At 69.0% G+C, this 24,870-nt stretch carries 23 protein-coding genes; 5 read left to right on the forward strand and 18 right to left on the reverse strand.

Translation table 11 applies throughout. The features are described 5' to 3' along the window. The first annotated feature begins 4 nt into the window (after positions 1-4). Together ASG12_RS09055 and cobJ are read left to right on the forward strand one after the other, a co-directional pair. Entirely contained in the window at positions 5-628 is a 624-nt protein-coding gene (locus ASG12_RS09055) for a precorrin-8X methylmutase (protein ID WP_045822948.1), read from the forward strand. Next, the gene (gene cobJ / locus ASG12_RS09060; RefSeq protein ID WP_055788384.1) at positions 625-2,169 is read left to right on the forward strand and encodes a precorrin-3B C(17)-methyltransferase; all 1,545 of its coding nucleotides are present in this window, start codon (positions 625-627) and stop codon (positions 2,167-2,169) included. The genes ASG12_RS09055 and cobJ overlap by 4 nt, the downstream gene beginning before the upstream one ends. Positions 2,170-2,176: 7 nt before the next feature. Here the strand turns inward: cobJ and ASG12_RS09065 are convergent, their stop codons facing one another. Genes ASG12_RS09065 through ASG12_RS09085 form a run of 5 tightly spaced genes read right to left on the reverse strand, consistent with a single transcriptional unit; the run spans position 2,177 to position 7,722 of the window. Further along, entirely contained in the window at positions 2,177-2,941 is a 765-nt protein-coding gene (locus tag ASG12_RS09065; protein ID WP_055788387.1) for a cobalt-precorrin-6A reductase, read from the reverse strand. Then, entirely contained in the window at positions 2,928-3,689 is a 762-nt protein-coding gene (gene cobM, locus ASG12_RS09070) for a precorrin-4 C(11)-methyltransferase (RefSeq protein ID WP_055788391.1), read from the reverse strand. The genes ASG12_RS09065 and cobM overlap by 14 nt, the downstream gene beginning before the upstream one ends. Continuing rightward, positions 3,686-4,909 carry a bifunctional cobalt-precorrin-7 (C(5))-methyltransferase/cobalt-precorrin-6B (C(15))-methyltransferase gene (locus ASG12_RS09075; protein ID WP_055788395.1) on the reverse strand — a complete coding sequence of 408 codons (1,224 nt, stop codon included), beginning with the start codon at positions 4,907-4,909 and terminating at the stop codon, positions 3,686-3,688. Before ASG12_RS09075 ends, cobM begins: the two co-directional genes overlap by 4 nt. Further along, positions 4,906-5,694, reverse strand: coding sequence for an SDR family NAD(P)-dependent oxidoreductase (locus ASG12_RS09080; RefSeq protein WP_055788397.1), 789 nt, complete (start codon positions 5,692-5,694; stop codon positions 4,906-4,908). Before ASG12_RS09080 ends, ASG12_RS09075 begins: the two co-directional genes overlap by 4 nt. 48 nt (positions 5,695-5,742) lie before the next feature. After that, entirely contained in the window at positions 5,743-7,722 is a 1,980-nt protein-coding gene (locus tag ASG12_RS09085) for a TerD family protein (protein ID WP_082501820.1), read from the reverse strand. A gap of 214 nt (positions 7,723-7,936) precedes the next feature. On the opposite strand from ASG12_RS09085, the gene ASG12_RS09090 reads away from it, so the two are divergent. Together ASG12_RS09090 and ASG12_RS21895 are read left to right on the forward strand one after the other, a co-directional pair. Beyond that, complete coding sequence (locus ASG12_RS09090) at positions 7,937-8,353, forward strand: pyridoxamine 5'-phosphate oxidase family protein (protein ID WP_055788404.1); 417 nt, start codon at positions 7,937-7,939, stop codon at positions 8,351-8,353. Beyond that, positions 8,350-8,730, forward strand: coding sequence for a ribosomal protein L7/L12 (locus ASG12_RS21895; RefSeq protein ID WP_055788407.1), 381 nt, complete (start codon positions 8,350-8,352; stop codon positions 8,728-8,730). Before ASG12_RS09090 ends, ASG12_RS21895 begins: the two co-directional genes overlap by 4 nt. A 21-nt stretch (positions 8,731-8,751) precedes the next feature. On the opposite strand, the gene ASG12_RS09100 is transcribed toward ASG12_RS21895, so the two are convergent. After that, positions 8,752-9,867 carry a M24 family metallopeptidase gene (locus ASG12_RS09100; RefSeq protein WP_055789388.1) on the reverse strand — a complete coding sequence of 372 codons (1,116 nt, stop codon included), beginning with the start codon at positions 9,865-9,867 and terminating at the stop codon, positions 8,752-8,754. A gap of 79 nt (positions 9,868-9,946) precedes the next feature. Between ASG12_RS09100 and ASG12_RS09105 the strand changes: the two genes are divergently transcribed. Then, on the forward strand, positions 9,947-10,909 hold the full coding sequence (locus tag ASG12_RS09105; RefSeq protein WP_055789391.1) for a 5'-3' exonuclease: 963 nt from the start codon (positions 9,947-9,949) through the stop codon (positions 10,907-10,909). Positions 10,910-10,937: 28 nt separating this feature from the next. Here ASG12_RS09105 and ASG12_RS22245 read toward each other — a convergent pair whose 3' ends face one another. The 12 genes from ASG12_RS22245 to arc all read right to left on the reverse strand — a co-directional run bounded on the left by ASG12_RS22245 (position 10,938) and on the right by arc (position 24,833). Beyond that, a complete protein-coding gene (locus tag ASG12_RS22245) occupies positions 10,938-11,693 on the reverse strand; it encodes a DUF4333 domain-containing protein (protein ID WP_082501821.1) in 756 nt (251 codons plus the stop codon). Positions 11,694-11,816: 123 nt separating this feature from the next. Next, complete coding sequence (locus tag ASG12_RS09115) at positions 11,817-14,636, reverse strand: DEAD/DEAH box helicase (protein ID WP_055789394.1); 2,820 nt, start codon at positions 14,634-14,636, stop codon at positions 11,817-11,819. A gap of 55 nt (positions 14,637-14,691) precedes the next feature. After that, a complete protein-coding gene (tatC, locus tag ASG12_RS09120; protein ID WP_055788411.1) occupies positions 14,692-15,642 on the reverse strand; it encodes a twin-arginine translocase subunit TatC in 951 nt (316 codons plus the stop codon). A 135-nt stretch (positions 15,643-15,777) separates the two neighbouring features. Next, entirely contained in the window at positions 15,778-16,050 is a 273-nt protein-coding gene (gene tatA, locus ASG12_RS09125; protein ID WP_055788418.1) for a Sec-independent protein translocase subunit TatA, read from the reverse strand. Positions 16,051-16,131: 81 nt separating this feature from the next. Continuing rightward, the gene (locus ASG12_RS09130; protein ID WP_055788422.1) at positions 16,132-17,133 is read right to left on the reverse strand and encodes a helix-turn-helix transcriptional regulator; all 1,002 of its coding nucleotides are present in this window, start codon (positions 17,131-17,133) and stop codon (positions 16,132-16,134) included. Beyond that, a complete protein-coding gene (locus ASG12_RS09135; protein WP_055788424.1) occupies positions 17,130-18,122 on the reverse strand; it encodes a helix-turn-helix transcriptional regulator in 993 nt (330 codons plus the stop codon). The genes ASG12_RS09130 and ASG12_RS09135 overlap by 4 nt, the downstream gene beginning before the upstream one ends. Positions 18,123-18,149: 27 nt before the next feature. Next, complete coding sequence (gene pafA, locus ASG12_RS09140) at positions 18,150-19,508, reverse strand: Pup--protein ligase (RefSeq protein ID WP_150116479.1); 1,359 nt, start codon at positions 19,506-19,508, stop codon at positions 18,150-18,152. Positions 19,509-19,590: 82 nt separating this feature from the next. Continuing rightward, on the reverse strand, positions 19,591-20,361 hold the full coding sequence (prcA, locus tag ASG12_RS09145) for a proteasome subunit alpha (protein ID WP_055788427.1): 771 nt from the start codon (positions 20,359-20,361) through the stop codon (positions 19,591-19,593). Next, positions 20,358-21,209, reverse strand: coding sequence for a proteasome subunit beta (gene prcB, locus ASG12_RS09150; RefSeq protein WP_055788430.1), 852 nt, complete (start codon positions 21,207-21,209; stop codon positions 20,358-20,360). Before prcB ends, prcA begins: the two co-directional genes overlap by 4 nt. Further along, positions 21,206-21,400, reverse strand: coding sequence for a ubiquitin-like protein Pup (locus ASG12_RS09155; RefSeq protein ID WP_045822788.1), 195 nt, complete (start codon positions 21,398-21,400; stop codon positions 21,206-21,208). The genes prcB and ASG12_RS09155 overlap by 4 nt, the downstream gene beginning before the upstream one ends. Before the next feature lie 138 nt (positions 21,401-21,538). Beyond that, positions 21,539-23,038 (reverse strand): depupylase/deamidase Dop, encoded by a 1,500-nt coding sequence (gene dop / locus ASG12_RS09160; RefSeq protein ID WP_055788433.1) that lies wholly within the window; start codon positions 23,036-23,038, stop codon positions 21,539-21,541. Between the two features lie 28 nt (positions 23,039-23,066). Further along, entirely contained in the window at positions 23,067-24,833 is a 1,767-nt protein-coding gene (gene arc / locus ASG12_RS09165; RefSeq protein ID WP_055788436.1) for a proteasome ATPase, read from the reverse strand. Between the last annotated feature and the right edge of the window lie 37 nt (positions 24,834-24,870).

Here is a 24,870-nt window from a genome sequence, read left to right on the forward strand (position 1 = left end):
CGACATGTACTCCTACATCCACGACGGCGCCGAGATCTACCGGCAGTCGTTCGCGACCATCCGTGCCGAATCCGACCTGTCGGCGTTCGACGACGACACCGAGACCGTCGTCGTCCGGATGATCCACGCCTGCGGGCAGACCGACCTCACCACCGACGTCGTCGCCACCCCGGGTGTCGTGACCGCGGCGCGGACGGCGCTGCGCAACGGCGCTCCCATCCTGTGCGACGCGACGATGGTCGCCTCGGGGGTCACGCGCCGGCGCCTGCCGGTCGACAACGACGTCGTGTGTCTTCTCGGGGACCCGCGGACGCCGCCGCTCGCCGAGCAGTTGCACACCACCCGTACCGCGGCCGCGGTCCACCTGTGGGAACCGATGCTCGAGGGCGCGGTGGTCGGCATCGGCAACGCCCCCACCGCGTTGTTCGCCCTCCTCGAGCAGATCGACGCGGGCGGTCCCCGCCCGGCCGCGATCGTCGGTGCCCCGGTGGGGTTCATCGGTGCCGCCGAATCGTGTGCGGCACTGGCCGAGCGGACCGATCTGGAGTTCATCACCGTCCTCGGGCGCCGTGGCGGCTCGGCGATCACCGCCGCCGCGCTCAACGCGTTGGCGAGCCCGGTCGAGTGAGCGCCGATCGCATCGATGCCGGATCCGGCGCCGGGAAACTGTGGGGTGTGGGCCTCGGGCCCGGTGACAGCGAACTGGTGACGGTCAAGGCGGCACGGATCATCGCCGACGCCGACGTGGTCGCGTATCACTCTGCGCGCCACGGCCGTTCGATTGCGTTGGGCGTCGCCACCCCGTACCTGCGAGAGGGTCAGCTCCACGAGAAGCTGGTGTACCCGGTCACGACCGGCACCACCGATCATCCCGGCGGGTACCGCGGGGCACTCGAGGAGTTCTACACCGAGTCCGCCGAGAGGCTCGCCGTCCACCTGCGTGCTGGGCGCACGGTCGCCCTTCTCGCCGAGGGTGATCCGCTGTTCTACAGCAGCTACATGCACATGCACAAACGTCTCGTCGACGAGTTCGACGCCGAGATCGTCCCCGGTGTCACCTCGGTGAGCGCGAGCACCGCCGCGGTCGGGATCCCGTGGGTCGAGGCCGACGAGACCACCACCGTGCTCCCCGGGACCATGGGCCGCGACGAACTGGTGCGTCGACTCCGCGACAGCGATGCGGTGGCGATCATGAAGCTGGGTCGCACCTTCCCCACCGTCCTCGAGGCGTTGGAGACCGCCGGTCTCGCCGACCGCGCCTGGTACGTCGAACGGGCGTCGACCACCACCCAGCGCGTGGTGCCCGTCCGCGACGTGGACCCGACCTCGGTCCCCTACTTCTCGATGATCGTGGTCCCCGGTGTGATCAACGGTGTGGTCAACCACGTCGGCACCTCTGGTGCAGCGACCGCTGATCCCGTCGGCGGCGAGGTGGTGGTCGTCGGCCTGGGTCCCGGCGCACAACGGTGGACGACGCCAGAGGTGCTCGACGAACTCGCCCGCGCCACCGACATCGTCGGTTACAAGACCTATCTCGCCCGGATCTCGCCGCGTCCCGGACAGCGCATGCACGCCAGCGACAACCGCGTGGAATCCGAACGTGCCTGCATGGCCCTCGATCTCGCCGCGGCGGGCGCCCGCGTGGTCGTGGTGTCGTCGGGCGATCCGGGTGTGTTCGCGATGGCCTCGGCCGTGGTCGAGATGTCGGCGGAAGCGCCGTGGACCGGGGTGACGGTCCGCGTGGTCCCCGGGGTGACCGCGGCCAACGCGGTGGCGGCGGCGGTCGGTGCGCCGCTGGGACACGACTACGCCGTCATCTCCCTGTCCGATCGCCTCAAGCCGTGGGACACCATCGAGCGTCGTATCCGCGCCGCAGTGTCCGCCGATCTCGTCATCGCCATCTACAACCCCGGTTCGGCCAGCCGCACCTGGCAGGTCGAGGCGCTCCGCTCGATCCTGCTCGCCGAGGTCGGCGCCGAGCGCCCGGTGATCGCCGGTCGCGATGTCGGCGGCCCGGAGCAGGCGGTGTCGATGACCACGGTCGGTGAGCTCGACCCCGCGAGCGTCGACATGCGGACGTTGCTCATCGTCGGGTCGTCGACCACCCAGGTCGTCGAGCGGCCCGCCGGCGCCGCGGTGTTCACCTCACGCCGCTACGGCGACGCCTGATCGGTCGTCACCCCGGGGTGAGTGCCCGGCGGACCGCGCGGAGTGCGTCGTCCACCGAGGTCACCACCTGCCCGTGGTCGGGTGGCGCGGGCCGTTGCACCATCACCACCTCGACTCCGAGCTCGGCCGCCGCACGCAGCTTCGCGCTCGTGAGGTCACCCCCGCTGTTCTTGGTGACCAGGGTGTCGATGTGGTTGTCGCGCAGGATCTCCCGCTCGTCGGCGAGGCGATAGGGTCCGCGACTGCGCAGCACCCGGTGGCGGCGCGGGAGGGACCCGGTGGGCGGGTCGACCACGCGGATGAGGAACCACGAGTCGTCGATGTCGGCGAAGGCGCCCACGTCCTGACGGCCGGTGGTGAGGAAGACACGCCGGGCGCGCGTGCCCACGTGGGCCGCCGCCGCGCCGATGTCGGCGACGGTGGCCCAGTGGTCGTCGGGGCCCGGTGTCCAGGGTGGGCGCCGCAGCGAGATCATCTGCGCGCCGGTCGCTCTCGCGGCGTCGGCGGCGTTGCGGGAGATCTGTTGCGCGAAGGGATGGGTCGCGTCGACCACCGTCGTGCAGTGGTGGTCGGCCAACCAGGCCGCGAGACCGTCGGATCCTCCGAACCCACCGATGCGGACCTCGCCCGCGGGGAGGGCCGGATCGGTGACCCGACCAGCCAACGAGGACACGCATGCGATGCCGTCGGCGACCAACGCCGCGGCGAGTGCCCGGGCCTCGCCGGTACCGCCGAGGATCAGGACGGGGGCCGGCGGCTCAGTGGCCGTCACCGGCCACCTTCGTCATCCGTGCCTGCGAATAGAGGTAGCTGTCGGGGAAGCCCGAGGCGGCGAGGACGCGGCCGACGAACACCACCGCGGTGCGCACGATCCCGGCCTCGGTGGTGCGCGCGGCGAGATCGGCCAGTGTGCAGCGGACGATCTGCTCGTCGTCACGGCTCGCGAACGCCACGACGGCACAGGGGCAGTCGGCGCCGTAGTGCTCGACGAGGTCGGCCTGGACCTGCTCGATGCGGTGGGCGGCGAGGTGCAGGGCGAGCGTGACTCGTGTGGCGGCGAGTTCGGCCAGGGTCTCGCCGTCGGGCATGTCGGTCGACAGGGTCGAGACGCGGGTGATGAGCAGTGACTGCCCGACGCCGGGGACGGTGAGCTCCCGTCCGAGTGACGCGGCGGCGGCCGCGAAGGCCGGGACACCGGGCACGATCACGTGGTCGATACCGATGGCGTCGAGAGCTCGGATCTGTTCGGCCACCGCGGAATACAGTGACGGGTCACCGGAGTGCAGGCGGGCGACGTCGTGACCGGCGCGATGTGCGGCGGCGATGTGCTCGACGATGTCGGCCAACGGCATCCGTGCGGAGTCGATGAGCACCGCCCCGGGTGGGCAGTGCTCGAGCATCTCGGCGGGAACGAGTGAACCGGCGTACAGGCATGTCGCGCAGCGGGAGAGCACATTCGCCCCACGCAGGGTGATGAGATCGGCGGCGCCGGGGCCGGCGCCGATGAAGTACACGGTCACGGTCGCTCCTCGGTGGTGTGCGGTTCTTTGACGACCGACCACTGCGTGACGGGCAGGATGGGACGCCACGTCGTCATGCCCCCGAGTGGCGCCGCGTGGTCGATGTGGATGCGGCGCAGGTCTCCGCCGAGGCTGCGCTGCCGGTCCATCACCAGTGTCTCGGACTCGAGGGTGACCGCGTTGGCGACCAGGCGTGCGCCGGGGGCCATGGCGTCCCAGCAGGTCTCGACCATTCCCGCGACGGTCAGACCACCGCCGACGAACACGGCGTCGGGTCGTGGGGCGTTGTGCAGGGCCGCCGGCGCCTCGCCCTCGATGCGCAGGCGCGCGGTGACGCCGTGTCGTGCGGCGTTGTGCGCGATGCGAGCCCGTCGGTCGGGGTCGGCTTCGAACACCACGGCGCGGCTCGTGGGCTCGGCGAGCAACCATTCGATGGACACCGACCCGGCGCCACCGCCGATGTCCCACAGCACCTCCCGCGGAGCGGGCCGCAGCAGCGCGAGCGTGAGCGACCGGACGGCCGTCTTCGTCAGTTGCCCGTCGGAGTCGAAGTCGGTGTCGGGGCGACCGGGTGCGGTGCTGATCCTCGGGCCGCGACAGGCGACGGCCACCACGTTGAGATCGTGACCCGGTGGTCGTCGCCACTGCGCGGCGTCGGCGGACTCGATCGTCTCCTCGTCACCGCCGAGGCATTCGAGCACCGTGACCGAGGACTCGCCGAAGCCGTGGTCGCACAACGCAGTCGCGATGGCCGCGGGCGTGTCGGCGTCGCGGCTCAACACCAACAGTCGCACGCTGTCGCTCACGTGGGCCAGGATCGTCTCGACCGGATCGGTGACGAGACTGATGACCGGTGTGCGCGCGAGGTCCCATCCCATGCGCGCAGCCGCCAGCGACGCGCTCGACACGGCCGGGATGACGCGGACCCGCTCGGCGCCGATGAGCCCGACGATCGTGGCGCCGACGCCGTGGAACATGGGGTCGCCGCTGGCGAGTACGTGCAGCGGTCGCGCCGGCGGGTCGGCGAGCAACGCGCGGAGGTCGGCGAGCATGGGCGTCGACCACGCGTGGGTGCGCGCCGACAACTCGGGCAGCAGGTCGAGTTGCCGTGGTGAGCCGGCAATCGTGGTCGCGCCCATCAGCTCGTCGTGCGCAATCGGCGACAGTCCGTGCCATCCGTCGGCGCCGATGCCCACCACCACGACGTCGGGCACGGTCATCGCGGCATGCGACGCCAGATCGGCTGCGGCAGCAGTTTCATCACGAAGAACGCCGGGCGGATGGCCCACGGGATCCACACCGTCGCGCGCCCCCGCTGCAACGCGCGCACGACGGCGTCGGCGACCTGGTCGGGTGTGCTCGACATCGGCGCGGGCTCCACACCCGAGGCCATCAGGTCCTTGGTCATCGCCCCGACGACGAAGCCGGGCCGAGCCAGTAGCAGGTGCACGCCGGTGTCGTGCAGGGCGTCGGACAGACCCGACGCGAAGCCGTCGAGGCCGGCCTTGGTGGATCCGTACACATAGTTCGCGCGTCGTACCCGTACGCCGGCCACCGAGGAGAAGACGATGATCGCGCCCGCGTCGCGTGCGCGCATCGTCGCGGCGAGCGGGGTGAGCACGCTGATCTGCGCGAGGTAGTCGGTGTGGGCGATCTGCAGGGCGTGGGCGACCTCGGTCTCGGCGCGGGCCTGATCACCGAGGATGCCGAACGCGACGATGGCGACACCGATCGGGCCGTGTCGTGCGACCACCGACTCGACGATCCCCGTGTGTGACGCGGTGTCGTCGGCGTCGAACGCGACGGTGTGCACCTCGCGAGCTCCGGCGGCCATTACGGCGGCGGTCTCGGTCTCGAGGTCGTCGGGTCGCCGCGCCGCCAGCACGACCACGGCGTCGGCGGCGATGCGTGTCGCGACGGCGAGGCCGATCTCGCTGCGCCCGCCGAACAGCAGCACGACACCGTCGGTGTCGGGTCGTCGACGTCCTAGGGCCACGTCGGCCATTGTGTCACCGCCGGCATCGACCTCGTGACCGCCTCCGTGGCCTGCCGGTCAGCGGTCGATCTCGGGGCGGGGCTGACGGAGGTTTTGAACGACATCCCGATAGAACTCCGAGACGAGTCCATCGGTCGCGTGCACCACGTTTCCGCGGGCAGCTCCTCCCCGACCACCGAGCGGGCCGGACAGGGTGATCACGAATCTTCGGGGCGGACGTTCGTCGTCTCTCGTGAGCGCCGCAGGATCATCGCGCAGATTGCCGAGCTCGACCGACCGCGGTGGTACCGACTGGCGGCCGGAGACCTGACTTTGAATCAGCGTCTTGACGGGTGCGTCCGGAAGCTGTCGAAGGAGGGCCTTGACCCTGGTCACAGCTCGAGCGCTCGACGCCGCGTCCACGGTCGTCGAGCAGCTGACGCGTTCCAACCGAAGATCCATGGAGACGGTGAGGGGTCCTGTCGCGCCGGGGATACGCAGAGAACCGAAGAGCACACCCGAGTCCGTGAGCTGCTGGACCCGGGAGGTGCTGTCGACGCGATTACGGGGGAAGTTGGGCGTCACATCGACACCGAGAAGGCATGAGAGGTCGTGCCCGATGTGGCGGACGAGTTGATCGAATTGATGACAGACATCGACAGCTGCCTTGTCCTTCGGATGGATGGTCTTGTTCTTCACCCCGTCCCGAACTTGCACCCAGAGCTGACCCATGTCGGTGAAGCCGTGGAGTCCCGAACGGTCGTGCTGGAGATACCGCACGAATTCGCGCAGTACCCACCCCTGGGTGAAGTCCTCGATGCGGTGGTGCATTGACAGTTGAATGGCCACCGAACGGATCTCGTCCCACGAAAGATGGTGGAGGCTGACCTTTCGAAGCTTTCTCCTGTCGATCTCGACAGGAAAGTCGTCGTGGCCGCCGAGCAATTGATTGCTGATGGTGACCACCGCATCGAAGGAGTTCGCCTTGGCGACCGCGATGTAGCGCTCGACTTGATCGGAGGCAAGCGCATTGCTCGACGTCTTCGCCTCGACAAGTGCGGTCCACTCCCTCTGTCCGCGACGAATTCGTATGAGTCCATCTGGACGAAACTTCTCGCCGTCGATGGTGAACTCGGGCTCGATGTAGGTGGTGACCGCTCCCGGCGGCGCACCCACCCTGCGTGTCAATTCTCGGCCGAACTCCTTGACGCCCCCGACGACCGCCAGCAGAGCGGATACCGCTCGTCGCTCTCGTTCTGTGCCCGAACCGATCCCGGACACCGAGAACAAGCGCGCCTCGTCCCACTCGCTCGCATCGGTCAAAGAACTGCTCATCGACCATTCAGGAAGGACGGGAGGGCGCTGCGCGCGTTTGACAGTGAGTCGGGTCGGGCCCCCCGAGGCGGACGGCACGGGTGTGGAATCGTCGTTCGGTGCCGAGGGTGAGCCGGGGGTGGCCACCTCCTCGGTGGTGGGTTCAGGTGCCGAGTCCTCGATGTTGACGCCGTATTCCGCAGCCAGACTGGGTAATCCGCCGGCATAGCCCTGGCCGACCGTTCGGAACTTCCACTCGTCGCCGCGACGATAGAACTCCGCGAAGATGAGAGCTGTGACGCGAGGGTCCGGGACGACGTCGAACGATGCGAGGTCGGTTCCGTCGGCGGCGTCGGCGAGGATCACCTGAAGCGTCGTCGCAACGTCGAAAGTCGTCGCAATGCTTTCGTCAAGGCTCGCCACCACCAGAACCCGCTCGACCTCGTCGTTCATTTTGTCGAGATCGACAACAACCGAATCAGTTCGTATCTCGTCGCTGTCGGTGCGGTCTGCGATGTGGATCGCGCCGTCGGAGGACGAGGCCTGGTTGTAGAAGATGAAGTCGTCATCGGAACGAACACGGTGATCGGGTCCCAGTGCGAGTGCACTGACGTCGGGTCCGTCGATGTTCCTGTCTCCGAACGCGGAATGCATCAAGACGCAGAAGACACGCGGCTCGCCGGCAATCGTTGCCAGCGAGACGTTCTCCCCCTTCGCCATGACGTGTACGGAAGTGGCGGCCATCCTCCGACTATCGCACGGGGAGCGCTGTCAACTGGTCGACTCACAGCACTTTCCCGTTCTGGCAACACCTGCTGCGGAACATCCCGGATTGCTTTCATCAGCTGCCATCGCGGGCGCAAGTGGCAGAAATTTTGGCACGGTGGGCGCGGTGTTTCGGCACGGTCGGCGGATGACAGTCGGGCATACGCACCGAGGTCGCGGATAGGCTCGACGGGTGCCCCGTACCGCAGCTGATCTCTCCCCCGCCGCCCTGGAGTTCCTCACCGATCGCCATCTGGCCAGTCTCACCACGCTGCGTGCCGACAACACCCCGCATTCGGTCGCCGTGGGGGTCACCTACGAGCCGGAACGCAGCCTGGCGCGGGTCATCACCTTCGAGGGCAGCCAGAAGGTGCGCAACGTCGATCGGGGCGGGTATGCCGCGGTCACGCACGTCGACGGGCCGCGGTGGCTCACGTTGGAGGGTCCCGCTCGGATCAGCCGCGACGCCGACGACATCGCCGAGGCGGTCCGTCGCTACGCGTTGCGCTACCGGCAGCCGAAGGTCAACCCGCGCCGCGTCGTCATCGAGATCGAGGTGACCCGCGTGCTCGGATCGCAGTCGCTGTTCGCCGAGGACACCACCGCGTGACACGACGCCGCGAACTCCTCCATTCCGGCGCAGGCGTCGTCTTCGGTGTCGCGTTCGTCTACCTCGCCGCCTGCTACGTGTTCGACGCCATCGACAGCCCGTCGGTCTACCGGGTGTTCCTCGCGATCGTGTCCGTGCTGCTGGCGGCGGGTATCGGTGTCGACGGCTATCGACGGATGACCGGTCGCAGCCGACCCGCGCTCGCCTATCCGCGCGTCAATCCCGCCACGGTGCCCTTCGACGACGTCGTCGCGGTGACGACGGGGACCGACGACCGGATCGACGCGATCCGTCAGCTCCGCGAAGCGCACCCCGGGTTGGGTCTGAAGGACGCGAAGGACCTCGTCGACGAGGTGCTGGCGCGCCCGGATCTGTGACCAGCCGAGCCTTGTGACCGTTCAGACGCGGGTCAACCCGTGCGGCCGGGTGTTCATGGGCTCGCACCCGTCGGCGGTCACCACCACGATGTCCTCGATGCGTGCGCCCCACTCGCCGGTGAAGTAGATCCCCGGCTCGACGCTGAACGCCATGCCCTGCAGCAGGGGCTCGTCGCTTCCGGCGACGATGTAGGGCTCCTCGTGCACCGACAACCCGATGCCGTGACCCGTGCGATGGATGAAGTTCTCGCCGTAGCCGGCGGCGGCGAGGACGTCGCGGGCGGCGGCATCGATCTGGTGTGCGGTGACGCCGGGCGCGACGGCGTCGACCGCGGCCTGCTGCGCCCGTTCGAGAACGGCGATGCGTTCGGCGACCGATGCGTCGGGCTCCCCGACGCAGTAGGTCCGGGTCGAGTCCGAGTTGTACCCCGGCGCCACCGGTCCGCCGATGTCGACCACGACCACGTCACCGTCGGTGATCACGCGGTCGGACACCTCGTGGTGGGGATCGGCGCCGTTGGGTCCCGATCCGACGATGACGAACGCCGCCTCGGTGTGTCCCTCCTCGAGGATCGCGGCGGTGATGTCGGCGGCGACATCGCGTTCGGTCCGTCCGGCGACCAGCCACTGCGGCACCCGCGCGTGCACGCGATCGATGGCGGCGCCCGCGCGTCGTAGCGCGTCGATCTCCGCATCGTCCTTGACCATGCGCAGCGTGCGCAGGATCGGCGTCGCCAGTCGGGGGAACGACCGCAGGCGATCGGCCAGCGGGATCAGATGCAACGCGGGCACCGAGTCGGAGACCGCCACCGTCGCGTCATCGGCCACCCCCTGCAGGGCGAGTCCGTAGGCGTCCTGGCCGTCGACCCAGTCGCGGGTCTCGATCCCCAACTCCCCCACGGCCGAGGCGCGGAGCGCGGCGAGTTCGAGACGAGGAACCACCACCCAGCTCGCCCCGACACTCGGGATCACCAGCGCGGTGAGCCGTTCGAAGGTGCTCGCGCGCGAACCCGTCAGGTACTCCAGATCCGGTCCGGGGCCCACGATCACGGCGTCGACACCGGCGCGCTCGGCGTGCGCCGCGACACCGGCCAACCGTTCGGCGTAGACCTCTGCGGGGAAACGTTGATCGGTCATGAGTTCACCGTAGGTCACCGCACGACGCCTCGCGGATCGTTGCCCCGTGGGCCCGGGCTGATCTGGCACAGTGTCGTGCATGGCTGCCCCGGTGATGCTGCTCGACGGTGCGAGTCTGTGGTTCCGAGCGTTCCACGGACTCCCCGAGAAACTGACCGCGCCCGACGGGCGGCCGGTCAACGCCGTCCGCGGATTCCTCGACATGATCGCGGTGCTCGCCACGCGTGAATCCCCACACCGACTCGTCGTGTGCCTCGACTACGACTGGCGTCCGCAGTTCCGGGTCGACCTCATCCCCTCCTACAAGGCGCATCGGGTCGCCGAGACGGTGGCCGCCGCCGACGGCGAGGAGTTCGTCGAGGAGGTCCCCGACACCCTCACCCCCCAGGTCGACATGATCATGTCCTTCCTCGCCGCGGCCGGGATCGCGTCGTCGGGGGCGCCGGGGTGCGAGGCCGACGACGTGATCGGGACCCTGGCCGACGCCGAGACCGACGACCCCGTCGTGGTGGTCAGCGGCGACCGCGACCTGTTGCAGGTGGTCGTCGACGACCCGGTCGAGGTGCGTGTGCTGTACGTGGGTCGTGGCGTGAACCGCGCGGAGAAGTTCGGTCCCGCCGAGGTGGCCAAGGTCTACTCGGTACCGCCGCGGCGTCCCGGCACCGCGTACGCCGAACTGGCGATGCTGCGCGGCGACCCGTCCGACGGGTTGCCCGGGGTGGCCGGTGTCGGTGAGAAGACGGCCGCGAAGTTGTTGGCGCAGTTCGAGACCCTCGACGGCATCGAGGAGGCGGCACGCGCCGGCCACAAGGCGATCTCGCCCCGGATCCGCGCCTCCATCGTCGACGCAGCGGACTATCTCACCGCGGCCCGCACGGTGGTGTTCGTGCGGACCGACGCGCCCGTCGACGGGGACACCGTGGGCATGGTCCCGGCGGCGCCGGCCGACCCCGATGCGCTCGCCGCCCTCGTGGCCGAACTGGGCATCGGGTCGTCGGTCAACCGCGTGGCCGAGGCCTTCGAGTGGGACGAACGCTTCTGAGGAGGGGCCCGGGGGTCGGGCCGGGTCCTCAGTTCGCGCTGGGGCGACCGACCTCGTAGGTGCCGTCGTCGTCGAGGAAGGTCACCGACACCTTCTGCTGCGCCCCGGCGACGGTCGCGGTGCAGGTGAAGCTGGCGCCCTTCTTCACATCGGTGCCCGAGGGGCAGCTGACCGACGACACGTCGGTTGCGCTGTAGTCCTTCTCGAGGATCGACTTCACGCCCGACTCGGCCGCGGACTGTGAGAGCTGCTTGGTGAGTGCGAAGCCCGGGGCGACGAACGCCGTGATGGCGAGCACCACGACGACGACGGCCACGATCCCACCGGCGACGGCGATCTGCACCGGTCGGCGCTTACGCGGCTCCCGGCCCATCGACGCGAACTGATCGGACCCCTGTCCGCCCGGAAGGGACTGCTGCGGTGCGCCATAGGGCTGCTGGCCGTACTGGGGTGTCCACGGAGCCGAGGGACTCGGTTGCCCGCCCTGGTTCGGGTCCGCATAACCCTGCTGCCCATGGCCCTGTGTCCCGTACCCCTGCTGGCTGTACCCCTGTGTCCCGTAGCCCTGCCCACCGGACGGGGGCGCACCCCAGGGGCTGCCGGGTGGTGGACCGTACGGATTCGGTGGGTACTGATCGGGGTACTGGTTGCCGTCGGGTGCGTTCTGGCCGTAGGGGTTCGGATTCGGCGGGTAGGGCTGGCCGTAGGCGGGAGGTCCCCAGGGTTGTGCGCCGGGCGCGTCGTCGCCCGGCCGCTGTCCACCGGGGTTCTGGGGGTCGCTCATCGGTGCCCTCCGCAAGTCGATAAGTGTGCGCGACGGTGCTCCACCGCCGGTGCTCCGGTCCGAAGATACCGCAGACCCCGGTCGTCGCCGGGGACCCGAGCACCGACGTCCGGCGGGGACTGATCAGCCGAGTTCGACCGCGACGACGCCGCGTTTGATGCACCCCACGGCCGACTTCGCCGACCGGGCCAGACGCCCCTCGGCGCCGGCGCTCATGCGGATCTGCTCGAGGAGATCGATGACCTGACGCGACCACCGGACGAAGTCACCCGCCGGTAGCGGGCGCCCCCGTTCACCCGCGACAGCCAATGCCTCGCCGAGCGACCGGCCCGACGCCCACGTGTACATCGCGGTCGCGAACCCCGCGTCGGGTTCGCGGGTCACGCCGACGCCGTGTCGGTTCTCCAGGGCCGACAGCGTGCGCCACTGCTTGTGGGTCGCCGAGAGGGTCTCGCGCAGAGTCGGGTTCCCGGTGACCAGGTCGGGTCCGGAGTACGTGTCGCGCCGCGACTCGTAGACCACCGACGAGACGACCGCGGCGAGCTCCGGCGGTGTCATCGCATCCCACACGCCCGCGCGGATGCACTCGCAGATCAGCAGGTCGCTCTCGCTGTAGACGCGGCTCAGTGTCGAACCGGACTCGGTGACCACCATGCGCGGCGCGCCCTCGGCATCGACGTCGGCCAGGAGGTAACCGAGTTCGGTGAGCACGGCCACGATGCGATCGAAGGTGACGCTCAGCGTCGAGGTCCGCGTGTCGACCGAGGACGTCAGGTTCGTGATCTCGCGCAGCGACCGATTGCGACGCTCGGCGAGACGGAACAGGTCGTCGTGGCTCGACAGCTCATGCGCCGGATGCGCCCGGAGCCGAGCCCGCAGATCGGCCAGTTCGCCGTCGTCGGCGGCCGGGGAACGCTTGGTGTTGCGGCCCTTCGGCACCGACAGCCCGGTGTTGCGCAGCGACGACGCCAGATCACGCCGGCCGCGTCCCGTGCGATGGTCGACCTGTCGCGGCAACCGCATGTTGCCGACGACCTCGGGTGGGTTCAGGAAGTCCGAGACCCCGACCCGGCCTGCCCACCCGTCCTCGCACAGGACGAGCGGTTTGGGGTCGCGGCGGTCGTTGGCCGGCTCGATCACCACGGCCAGTCCGCGGTGACGACCCCCGTGGAGGCCGATCACGTGGCCGCGCTTGAGGCCGAACAGCTCGTCGACGGTGTTGGCCTGCAGGGTCATCCGTTTGTGGAACTTCAGATCGCGTTCCCGGGTGCGGATGTCCTCGCGCAGCGTCATGTATCCGAGGAAACCGTCGTAGGCCGACGCGTCACCGGCCGGCTCGTCGGGTGCGAGACGACCGGGGTCGATGCCGAGACCGCTTGCGCGGCCGACGAGTTCGGTGTCGATCTTGCGCAGGATGCCGCGTGCCTTGTCGATCTGCCTGTGCTGGCCGACCACCGAGCGGTCGGTCTGGAACTGCGCGAACGACCGCTCGAGGAGATTCTTGGCGCCGGCCAGCCCGAGGCGCCCGATGAGGTTGATCGCCATGTTGTACTCGGGCGCGAAGGAGCTGCGCAGCGGGAAGGTCCGCGCACCGGCCAGGCCGGCGACCCGTGTCGGGTCGAGGCCGGGCATCCACACGACCACCGCGTGGCCTTCGACGTCGATGCCGCGGCGACCGGCACGACCGGTCAACTGCGTGAACTCGCCGGGGGTCAGGTCGACGTGGGACTCGCCGTTGAACTTGACGAGTCGCTCCAGCACCACCGACCGGGCCGGCATGTTGATCCCCAGCGCGAGGGTCTCGGTCGCGAACACCGCACGGACCAGTCCGCGGACGAACAGCTCCTCGACCGCGTGCCGGAACGCCGGCAGCATCCCCGCGTGGTGGGCGGCCAGTCCGCGCCGGAGACCGCTCTCCCAGCTGTCGACGCGCAGGATCTCGCGGTCCGACGGAGAGAACTCACCGGTGTAGCGGGCGACGACCTCGGCGACCTGCTCGGCCTGGTCTGGCTCGAGGAGGTTCAACCCGGACCGCACGCACTGTTCGAGCGCGGCCTCGCATCCCGCACGGGAGAAGATGAACCCGATCGCCGGGAGCAGCCCGTCGCGGTCGAGGCGGGCGATCAGGTCGGGTCGGGAGATGGTGCCGGTCGGACGCCCACGTTGGGGCCGCCCACGCGCACCCCGACCGCTGTGTGCGCGCTGGTGGTCCTCCACCATCTCGCGCTGCTTGATGTAGCGCGTCAGCTCGCCGTTGACCTGCGGGCGTTCGCCGGGACGGATGCGCTGATCGAACAGGTCGAAGATGCGGTTGCCGACCATCATGTGCTGCCACAGCGGGATCGGTCGGTGGTCGTCGACGACGACGGTCGTGTCGCCGCGCACGGTCTTGATCCAGTCGCCGAACTCCTCGGCGTTGCTCACCGTCGCCGAGAGGCTCACCAGCTTCACGTCGGGATCGAGATGCAGGATCACCTCCTCCCACACCGCGCCGCGGAAGCGGTCGGCGAGGAAGTGCACCTCGTCCATCACGACGTGTGACAGACCGTCGAGCGCGGGCGAGTTCGCGTAGATCATGTTGCGGACGACCTCGGTGGTCATCACCACGATCGGGGCGTAGGGGTTGATCGAGCTGTCGCCGGTCAGCAGTCCGATGGAGTCGGCGCCGTGCACCGCGACGAGGTCGGAGTACTTCTGGTTGCTCAGCGCCTTGATCGGGGTGGTGTAGAAGCATTTCGTGCCGGCCTGCAGAGCCAGGTGGACCGCGAACTCACCGACGATGGTCTTGCCCGCACCGGTCGGCGCACAGACCAGCACACCGTGGCCGTCCTCGAGAGCCGCACACGACTCCCGCTGGAACGGGTCGAGGGAGAACGACAGCCGATCGGTGAACTCACGGAGCCGCGGGCGATCGACCACCTCGGTGACTGCTCCCTCGGTCATCGGGGCACCGGCGTCGGGGCCCGAGGGGGTGTCGTCGTCCCAGGGTCCGGCGGCCTCAGAGGATGTCATCGAACTCACCGGCGCGCACCGGCGCCGGGGTGTGGGTGACCGTCGACGCACCGACCTTCTCCGGGCGGTGGTCCAGCGGCGAGGCCTCGTCGTCGTCGAGGTCCGCCCAGTCCTCGCCGAGACGGCGGGCCTTGCGGCGGTCGTGGATGCGGGCGAACTGCACCGCGAACTCGAAGAGCACGGTGAGCGCGAGTGCGAGCGCCAGCATGGTGAAGGGATCCGAACCGGGGGTCACCACGGCGGCGAAGACGAACAGACCGAAGGTGAGACCGCGCCGCCATGCCTTGAGGCGCTCGTAGGTCAGGATCCCGATGAGGTTGAGTGCGACCACCAGCAGCGGGAGTTCGAAGCTCACGCCGAAGATGACGAGCAGATGGAGGATGAAGTTGAAGTATTGGTCGCCGGCGAGCGCGGTGACCTGGACGTTGTCACCGACGGTGAGCAGGAAGTGGAACGCCTTGGCGACCACCAGGTAGGCGAGGATGGCGCCGGTGACGAAGAGGGTCGCGGCGACGGTGACGAACCCCATCCCGTAGCGGCGCTCGTTCTGGTGCAGACCCGGGGTGATGAACTGCCAGATCTGGAAGAACCAGATGGGGCACGCCAGCACCACACCCGCGGTGAGACCGACCTTGAGTCGAAGCATGAACTGGTCGAACGGACCGGTCGCGAGGAGTCGACATTCGTTGCCCGGCGTCAGCGTCGCCCGGGCGCTCTCGGGCAGCGCGCAATACGGACCGCGGAGCAGTTCGCCGAGCGACTCGATGTGCAGGAACCCGTACGAGTACCAGACGAATCCGATGATGGTGGTCAGGCTGATGGCCAGAACCGAGATCAGGAGGCGTCGACGCAGTTCGTAGAGGTGCTCGACGAGCGACATGGTGCCGTCGGGATTGACCTTCACACGTCGACGACGTGGATCAAGGGGAATGCGCACGGTGCGGGTCTCGGTTCCTCACGTGACGGTCGGTGGCGGCCGGCGACGGGCACGTCGCGGCCGGCGGTACACCGGTTCGCCGGGTGTCCCCGGCACGGTCGGACGACGCTGTAGGTCAGCCGACCGTCGTCCCGATCAGGCGCTGCGACGCTGGTTGTCGGTCTCGTGGGTGGCGTCGGTGGGCGAGGGCGGGGTGATCTGACGCGGCGTGACGTCGGCGTCGGAGTCGTCGTTCTTGGTGTCGGCGGAGGAATCCTTGCCGTCGTTCTGCATCTCCTTCACCTCGCTCTTGAAGATGCGCATCGACCGGCCCAGGCCGCGAGCGGCGTCCGGGAGCTTCTTCGATCCGAACAGGATCAGGAACACGATCACCACGATGATGATGTGCCACGGCTGGATGGCGCCCATGTCAAGACCTCCGGGGTTGGTTGCTGCCGATGCTACCGGACACGACCCGTGCGACCGCGCGACGACAGCCGAGCCGATGCGTCACCGGGTGGGCCCGTCGTAGGCGGCCAGTGCGTCGGCGGCGCGGCGGGTCACCTCGCCGGCGGCACCCGGCGCATTCATCAGGCGGATGCGGCCCCCGAACCCCAGCACGAAGCGGGTGAGCCAGTCCTCCGAGCCGTAGGTCATCTGCGCCCGGATGTGGGTGCCGGGGGCGGTCTCGGCCACGTCGTCGAGCGGCTCGATGAGGTAGTAGTCCATGACCCACACGACCGACGGGTCGATGGTGATGAGCGCCGTGGGGAGCTGCGGGTCGGCGTTGAAGAGGGCGAGGGTGGCCTCGGGATCGGGCTCGTCGGGGACGGTCGCGGGTTCGTCGAGCACGCGCGCCTCGTCGACACGGTCGAGGCGGAACAGGCGGATCCCCGCACTCTGCCGACACCACCCCTCGAGGTAGCTGTTGCCGTCGACGGCGACGATCCGCACCGGGTCGACGATGCGCTCGGACACCGCGTCGCGCGATGCCGAGTAGTACCGGATCCACACCGCACGCGATCCCCGCACCGCGTCGCGGACCGCGGCCATCGGAGCGGAGACGTCGGTGGTCTCGGCGGCGTCGGACGGCTCCCCCGCTCCTGTCCGCACATCGGGATCTCCGGGGTCACGCGCGCTGCCGACGGCCCGCTCGACCTTGGCGATCGCCCGCCGCGCGGCCTCGGGGTCGAGCACGCCGCGCATGTCGATGAGTGCGCGCAACGCGACCAGCAGCACCGATGCCTCGGTCGGGGTGAGCCGCAGGGGCCGGTCGATCCCGGCCGAGAACGTGACCTGGATGCTCTCCTCGCTGAAATCGAGGTCGATGAGATCGCCCGGGGTGTAGCCGGGCAGACCGCACATCCACAGCTGGTTCAGGTCGGCCATCACCTCTTTCGGCGTGACCCCGAGGTCGGCCGCGGCCTCGTCGGCGCTGGTGCCCGGATGCGCCAGGAAGTACGGGACCATCGCCAACAGGCGGCTCAGGCGCGACGGCGCGGGGGCGGTCATGCCGTCACCTCGGCGGCGAGCGTGCGCAGGTCGGCGATCACGCGATCCCGCAGATCGGCCGGTTCGAGCACCACCGCGTCGGCACCGGCGCCGAGCACCTGACGGGCCAGCGAGTCGACGGTCCAGCCCTCGATTCGCAGTGCCGATCCGCTGCGTCCCCCGAGCTCACGCGGCTCCGACGACACCGCCGACCGCCGCATCCCCTCCGCGCGACCATCGGCCACCCAGACGGTGGCCGAGCGGGTGTGGGCGCCGTCGCCGAAACCCACGGCCGCGGCCACGACCTCGCGGAGGTCGACGCCTTCGGGACGGTGCACGACCTGGTCGGTCTCGACCACCGGTTCGGAGATGCGCGACAGTCGGAACGTACGGGTCTCGCCGCGCTCCAGGTCGTGGCCCACCACGTACCACCGACCCCGGTGGGTCACGACGCCCCACGGTTCGAGGTGTCGAGTGGCCACCGGGCGGGTGCGGGTCGGTCGGTGTTCGAAGGTGACGCCGCGGCCGTGGTCGATCGCGGCGAGCAGGGCGGCGAGCACCGCCTCGGACCCCATCGATCGGGGTGCGGCACTGTGCACGCCGACGTCGAGGGCCGAATCCGCGCCCAGTTCGACACCACCGGCGCGCAGTTTGAGCAGAGCGCCGCGGGCCGCGGCGGCCATCGTCGGGGTGTCCCACAGCGCGGCGGCCATGGTGACCGCGGCGGCCTCGTCGCGGTCGAGCGCGATCGCCGGCAGTTCGTAGGCATCGCGGTTGATGCGGTACCCGTCGGTGTCGCTGAACGCCGAGTCGCGACCGGTCTCCAAGGGGATACCGAGGTCGCGCAGTTCGGTCTTGTCGCGCTCGAACATGCGGTTGAAGGCCTCGTCGGACCTCGACTCGCCGTAGCCGGTGACGCTGCTGCGGATCTGCTCGGCCGTCACGAACCGTGGGCTCGCCAGCAGGCAGATCACCAGGTTCATCAGACGTTCGACTTTGGTGGTGGCCATCGCCGCCAAGCCTAGGACACCGCCGACCTACATCGACGCAATCAGGCGGTCGACGCGCTCGTCGACGTTGCGGAACGGGTCCTTGCACAGCACGGTGCGCTGGGCCTGGTCGTTGAGCTTGAGGTGCACCCAGTCGACGGTGAAATCGCGACCCGCCTTCTGTGCCGCCGAGATGAAGTCGCCGCGCAGTTTTGCGCGGGTGGTCTGCGGGGGCTCGTCGACCGCGGCGGCGATGGCCTCGTCGGTGGTGACCCGCTTGACCAGTCCCTTGCGGGAGAGCAGGTCGAAAACGCCACGGCCGCGCTTGATGTCGTGGAAGGCGAGGTCGAGCTGGGCGATCTTCGGGTCCGACATGTCCATGTCGTAGCGGTCGATGTAGCGCTGGAAGAGCTTGCGCTTGATCACCCAGTCGATCTCGGTGTCGACCGAGGAGAAGTCCTGGCTCTCGACCGCGTCGAGGGTGCGGCCCCACAGGTCGACGACGAGGTCCATCTCGGGATCGGGCTTGCGGTTGCGTAGGTGCTCGACGGCCCGCGCGTGGTACTCGCGCTGGATGTCCAGCGCGCTGGCCTGGCGTCCGCCGGCGAGCCGTACCGGACGGCGCCCGGTGGTGTCGTGGCTGACCTCGCGGATCGCGCGGATCGGGTTGTCCAGGGCGAAGTCGCGGAACGCCACGCCGGCCTCGATCATCTCGAGCACCAGTGCCGCGGTGCCGACCTTGAGCATGGTGGTGGTCTCGGCCATGTTCGAGTCGCCCACGATGACGTGGAGTCGGCGGTACTTCTCGGCGTCGGCGTGCGGTTCGTCGCGGGTGTTGATGATGGGCCGCGAGCGCGTGGTCGCCGAGGAGACGCCCTCCCAGATGTGCTCGGCGCGCTGCGACAGGCAGTAGGTGGCCGCCTTCGGGGTCTGCAGCACCTTGCCGGCGCCGCAGATCAGCTGCCGGGTCACGAGGAACGGCAACAGCACATCGGAGATCCGGGAGAACTCGCCGGCGCGCACCACGAGGTAGTTCTCGTGGCAGCCGTAGGAGTTGCCCGCCGAGTCGGTGTTGTTCTTGAACAGGTAGATGTCGCCGCCGATGCCCTCGTCGGCGAGACGCCGCTCGGCGTCGATCAGGAGCTCCTCGAGCACCAGTTCGCCGGCGCGATCGTGGTTGATGAGCTGTACGAGGCTGTCGCACTCGGCGGTCGCGTACTCGGGGTGCGAACCCACATCGAGGTAGAGACGCGCGCCGTTCTGCAGGAACACGTTCGACGATCGGCCCCACGACACCACCCGCCGGAACAGATACCGCGCGACCTCGTCCGGGCTCAGGCGTCGATGACCATGAAAAGTGCAGGTCACACCGAATTCTGTCTCGATGCCCATGATTCGTCGTTCCACTCGCTCAACCCTACCGGTGCAGGGGTGAGCGGGTCGGTTCCCGCCGAGGAGGGCCCGTCGTGTGGCGCGATGCCGGGACGTCCTACTCCGCGGTCGACTCGCCGCCGGTGGGGTCGGATGTCGGCGCCGGTGTCGGCAGCATGGCCGCCACCGCGTCGGCCGACAGGCGTCGGAACGCGCGGCGCGGTCGGTTGCGGTCGAGGGTCGCGACCTCGAGATCCCCCGCGGTGAGTACGCGCGGCTCGGGTGTCGGGGCCGAGGACCCGTTCGCCGGTGCGGCCGGGGAACCCAGTGCCGCCACTGCTGTCGTGAGGGCCGTCGTGAGGTCGGAGTCGGCGACGTAGCCGTCCTTCATGGCCGTGGAGATGGCCTCGTTCGCGCCACCCATCACCAGGAAACGGGTCTCGTCGTTGATCGAGCCGTCGTAGGTGATGCGGTACAGCTGAGCGGGTTTCGTGCTCCCGAACGGGCCGATCTCGGCGACGCACAGTTCGACCTCGAACGGCTTGGCCTGCTCGGTGAACACCGAGCCGAGGGTGTTGGCGTAGGCGTTGGCGAGCGACAGCCCGCTCACGTCGGCGCGGTCGTAGCTGTAACCGCGCATGTCGGCGTGCTGGATCCCCGCCTTGCGCAGGCTCTCGAACTCGTTGTACTTGCCGACCGCGGCGAACCCGATGCGGTCGTAGATCTCGGAGACCTTGCGGAGTGCGTTCGACGGGTTCTCGGCCACGAACAGCACGCCGTCGGCGTAGGTGAGGACGATGACGCTGCGGCCGCGGGCGATTCCCTTGCGGGCCAACTCCGAGCGGTCGCGCATGATCTGCTCGGCACTGGCGTAGTACGGGAACGTCATACCGTGCCTCCCCACGGAGCGGCCTCGTTGGCCGCGGTCCGTTGCGCGATGACCGCGCGAGCGGCCTCCTCGATGCGGTCGGCGGCGATCTCCTGTGCGCCGTCGCGACCGATCACGACCGCCGTCGGGACGATGCGGCGCACGAGATCCGGTCCGCCGGTGGCGGAATCGTCGTCGGCCGCGTCGAACAGCGACTCGACGGCGATCGACAGGGCCGAGTCGGTGTCGAGATCGGGACGGTAGAGCTTCTTCAACGCCGACTTCGCGAACACCGAACCCGAACCGATGGCCTGGAAACCACCGAACTCCTCGTGCCGGTCACCGGCGACGTCGAAGGAGAAGATGCGTCCCCGACGGTTCTCGTCGGCCCCCTTGCTGTCGTCACCGTCGGCGTCGTAACCGACGAGCATCGGGATGGCGGCCAGACCCTGCATGGCCGCACCGAGATTCGACCGGACCATGGCGGCGAGGCGGTTGACCTTGCCGTCGAGTGTGAGCGGGATGCCCTCGATCTTCTCGTAGTGCTCGAGCTCCACCGCGAACAACCGGACCATCTCCACCGCGATGCCCGCGGTTCCGGCGATGCCGGCCGCGGAGTACTCGTCGGTGACGAACACCTTGCGGATGTCGCGGCTGGCGATCATGTTGCCCGCGGTCGCGCGACGATCACCGGCGATCAGCACCCCGCCGGGGAAGTTGACCGCGACGATGGTGGTGCCGTGCGGGATCAGGTCAGCGCCGTTCGAGGCGGTGAATCGACTGTCGGGCAACAGTTCCGGCGCGTTGCGCCGCAGATGATCGGAGAACGAGGAGAGATCTCGACCGAGCGAGGTGACCGGATCGCTCACTGGCCGCCCTTCTGCACATAGGCGCGCACGAAGTCCTCGGCGTTCTCCTCGAGCACGTCGTCGATCTCGTCGAGGAGGTCATCGGTGTCGTCGGCGAGCTTCTCGCGACGTTCCTGGCCGGCACTCGTGTCGGGACCGGTACCGGAGTCGTCGTCCCCGCCACCGCTACGCCTCGTCTGTTCCTGCGCCATTGCTGCCTCCTTGAGCCTGCGACTTCACCCGGCGTCACGTCGGGAAGGTCCGTAGGAACACCCTACCGGGGCCGATGTCGGAAAGGGTCGCCCGCGTGGCCGACCCACCGCCACCTCCCGTGAGAACCCCGCGCGAGGTCAGTTGGTCAGCTGGTCGACCAGCTCGGCGGCGGAGTCGACCGAGTCGAGGAGCGCTCCCACGTGGGCCTTGCTGCCCCGCAGCGGCTCGAGGGTCGGGATCCGCACGAGCGAGTCGCCGCCGAGGTCGAAGATCACCGAATCCCAGCTCGCGGCCGCGATGTCGGCACCGAACCGCCGCAGGCACTCACCGCGGAAGTACGCACGGGTGTTCTCCGGCGGCGACGACACGGCGTCCATGACCTGCGCCTCGGTGACCAGTCGCTTCATCGACCCGCGCGCGACGAGCCGGTTGTAGAGCCCCTTGTCGAGGCGGACGTCGGAGTACTGCAGGTCGACGAGTTGCAGTCGCGGCGCCGACCATGCAAGGCCCTCGCGGTTGCGGAACCCCTCCAGCAGTCGCAGCTTGGCCGGCCAGTCGAGGATGTCCGAACACTCCATCGGATCGCGTTCGAGGCGGTCCAGGACGTCGATCCAGGTGTCGAGGACGTGCTGCGCACGAGGGTCGTCACCGCCGCGCGTTCGGAAGAACTCGGCGCACCGCTCGTGGTAGATCCGCTGTACCGCAAGAGCGGTCATCTCACGTCCGTCGGCCAGTGCGACGGTCTGGGTCAGGGTGGGGTCGTGGCTGATCTTGTGCACCGCGGTGACGGGGCGGGCGAGCTCGAGGTCGCTCAGGTCCACACCACCCTCGATGATGTCGAGGACCAGCGACGCGGTGCCCACCTTGAGATAGGTGGCGGTCTCGGCGAGGTTCGCGTCGCCGATGATCACGTGGAGCCGCCGGTAGCGATCGGGGTCGGCGTGCGGCTCATCGCGGGTGTTGATGATGCCCCGCTTGAGGGTGGTCTCGAGTCCGACCTCGACCTCGATGTAGTCGGCGCGTTGCGACAGCTGGAAGCCGGGGTCGTCGCCGGACTGGCCGATGCCCACCCGACCCGAGCCGGTGAACACCTGGCGTGTCGCGAAGAACGGTGTGAGACCGGTGATCACCGAGGTGAACGGGGTGTCGCGGGCCATCAGGTAGTTCTCGTGGGTGCCGTACGAGGCGCCCTTGCCGTCGATGTTGTTCTTGTACAGCTGCAACTTCGGCGCGCCGGGGACGCTCGCGACGTGGCGTGCCGCGGCCTCCATCACCCTCTCGCCGGCCTTGTCCCAGATCACCGCGTCCATCGGATCGGTGACCTCGGGCGCGGAGTACTCAGGGTGCGCGTGGTCGACGTAGAGCCGGGCACCGTTGGTGAGGATCATGTTCGCCGCACCGACCTCGTCGGCGTCGATGATCGGCGCGGGACCCGAACCCCGACCGAGATCGAAACCGCGTGCGTCGCGCAGCGGCGACTCGACCTCGTAGTCCCACCGCGTCCGCTTCGCCCGGGGCACGCCCGCCGCCGCGGCATACGCGAGAACCGCCTGCGTCGAGGTCATGATCGGATTGGCGCCCGCCTCGTTGGGTGCGGAGATGCCGTATTCGACCTCGGTGCCGATGATTCGTTGCATGCCCCGAGCCTAGAGGCTGCGACGAGACCTACAGGTACTGGCCGGTGTTCGTCTCGGTGTCGATCGCGCGGCTGGCGCCGGCGCTCTTGCCGGTGACCAACGTGCGGATGTAGACGATCCGCTCGCCCTTCTTGCCCGAGATGCGGGCCCAGTCATCGGGATTGGTGGTGTTCGGCAGGTCCTCGTTCTCGGCGAACTCGTCGAGGATCGAGTCGAACAGGTGCTGCACGCGCAGGCCCGGTGTGCCCGTCTCGAGCTGCGACTTGATCGCGTACTTCTTCGACCGGTCGACGACGTTCTGGATCATCGCGCCGGAGTTGAAGTCCTTGAAGTACATGACCTCTTTGTCGCCGTTGGCGTAGGTCACCTCGAGGAAGCGGTTGTCGTCGTTCTCGGCGTACATCTTCTCCACGACGCGCTCGATCATCGCGGCGATGCACGCGGCGCGGTCGCCACCGAACTCCTCGATGTCGTCGGAGTGGATCGGCAGGGTGTCGACGAGGTACTTCGAGAAGATGTCGATCGCCGACTCGGCATCGGGTCGCTCGATCTTGATCTTCACGTCGAGGCGCCCGGGACGCAGGATCGCGGGGTCGATCATGTCCTCGCGGTTCGACGCACCGATCACGATGACGTTCTCGAGGCCCTCGACGCCGTCGATCTCGCTCAACAGCTGCGGCACGACGGTGGTCTCGACGTCGGAGGAGACGCCGGATCCGCGGGTGCGGAAGATCGAGTCCATCTCGTCGAAGAACACGATGACCGGGGTGCCCTCGGAGGCCTTCTCGCGAGCCCGCTGGAAGATCAGGCGGATGTGCCGCTCGGTCTCGCCGACGAACTTGTTGAGGAGCTCGGGGCCCTTGATGTTGAGGAAGTACGACTTCGCCTCGCGGGCGTCGTCGCCGCGGGCCAGGGCGATCTTCTTGGCCAGCGAGTTGGCGACGGCCTTGGCGATGAGCGTCTTGCCGCAGCCGGGAGGGCCGTAGAGCAGGACGCCCTTCGGCGGGCGCAGCGAGTAGTCGCGGAACAGGTCCTTGTGCAGGAACGGCAGCTCCACGGCGTCGCGGATCTGCTCGATCTGGCGGCCGAGACCACCGATGTCCTCGTAGCCGACGTCGGGCACCTCCTCGAGCACGAGGTCCTCGACCTCGGCCTTCGGGACGCGCTCGAACGCGAAACCGGCCTTGGTGTCGACGAGCAGCGAGTCGCCCGGGCGGAGTTTGCGGCGGTGGCCGTCCTCGCCGTCGACCTCGCCCATGAGGGGCTCGGCCAGCCAGACGACGCGTTCCTCGTCGGCGTGACCCACCACGAGGGCGCGGTCGCCGGTCCCGAGGACCTCGCGCAGGGTGCTGATCTCGCCGACGGAGTCGAACGCGAGTGCCTCGACGATGGTGAGGGCCTCGTTCAGGCGCAGTGTCTGACCGCGTTTGAGCGACTCGACCTCGATGTTCGGCGAGATCGTGAGGCGCATCTTGCGGCCCGAGGTGAACACGTCGACCGTGGAGTCCTCGTAGGTGTCGAGCAGCACGCCGTAGCCGCTCGGCGGCTGGCCGAGACGGTCGACCTCCTCGCGGAGCGCCAGGAGTTGCTGGCGTGCGTCCTTGAGGGTGTCGAGCAGCTTCGCGTTGCGTGCGGTCAGCGTCTCGATGCGCGTCTGCGGGTCGGTGTCGGTCGAGTCCGGCGGGACATTCAGACCGCGGTTCCCGGTATCGGGCATGGGGGCGTTGCCTGAGCCTGTCGAGCGCGCGGTCGATTTCTGCGCGCCTGCGGGGTCGTGGCGATCGGATTCGGTCATTGCTGACTCCTCTCCCCGGCGGAACACCATCGGTTTC

This window comes from Williamsia sp. Leaf354 (assembly GCF_001424365.1).
Taxonomy (GTDB): Bacteria; Actinomycetota; Actinomycetes; order Mycobacteriales; family Mycobacteriaceae; genus Williamsia_A.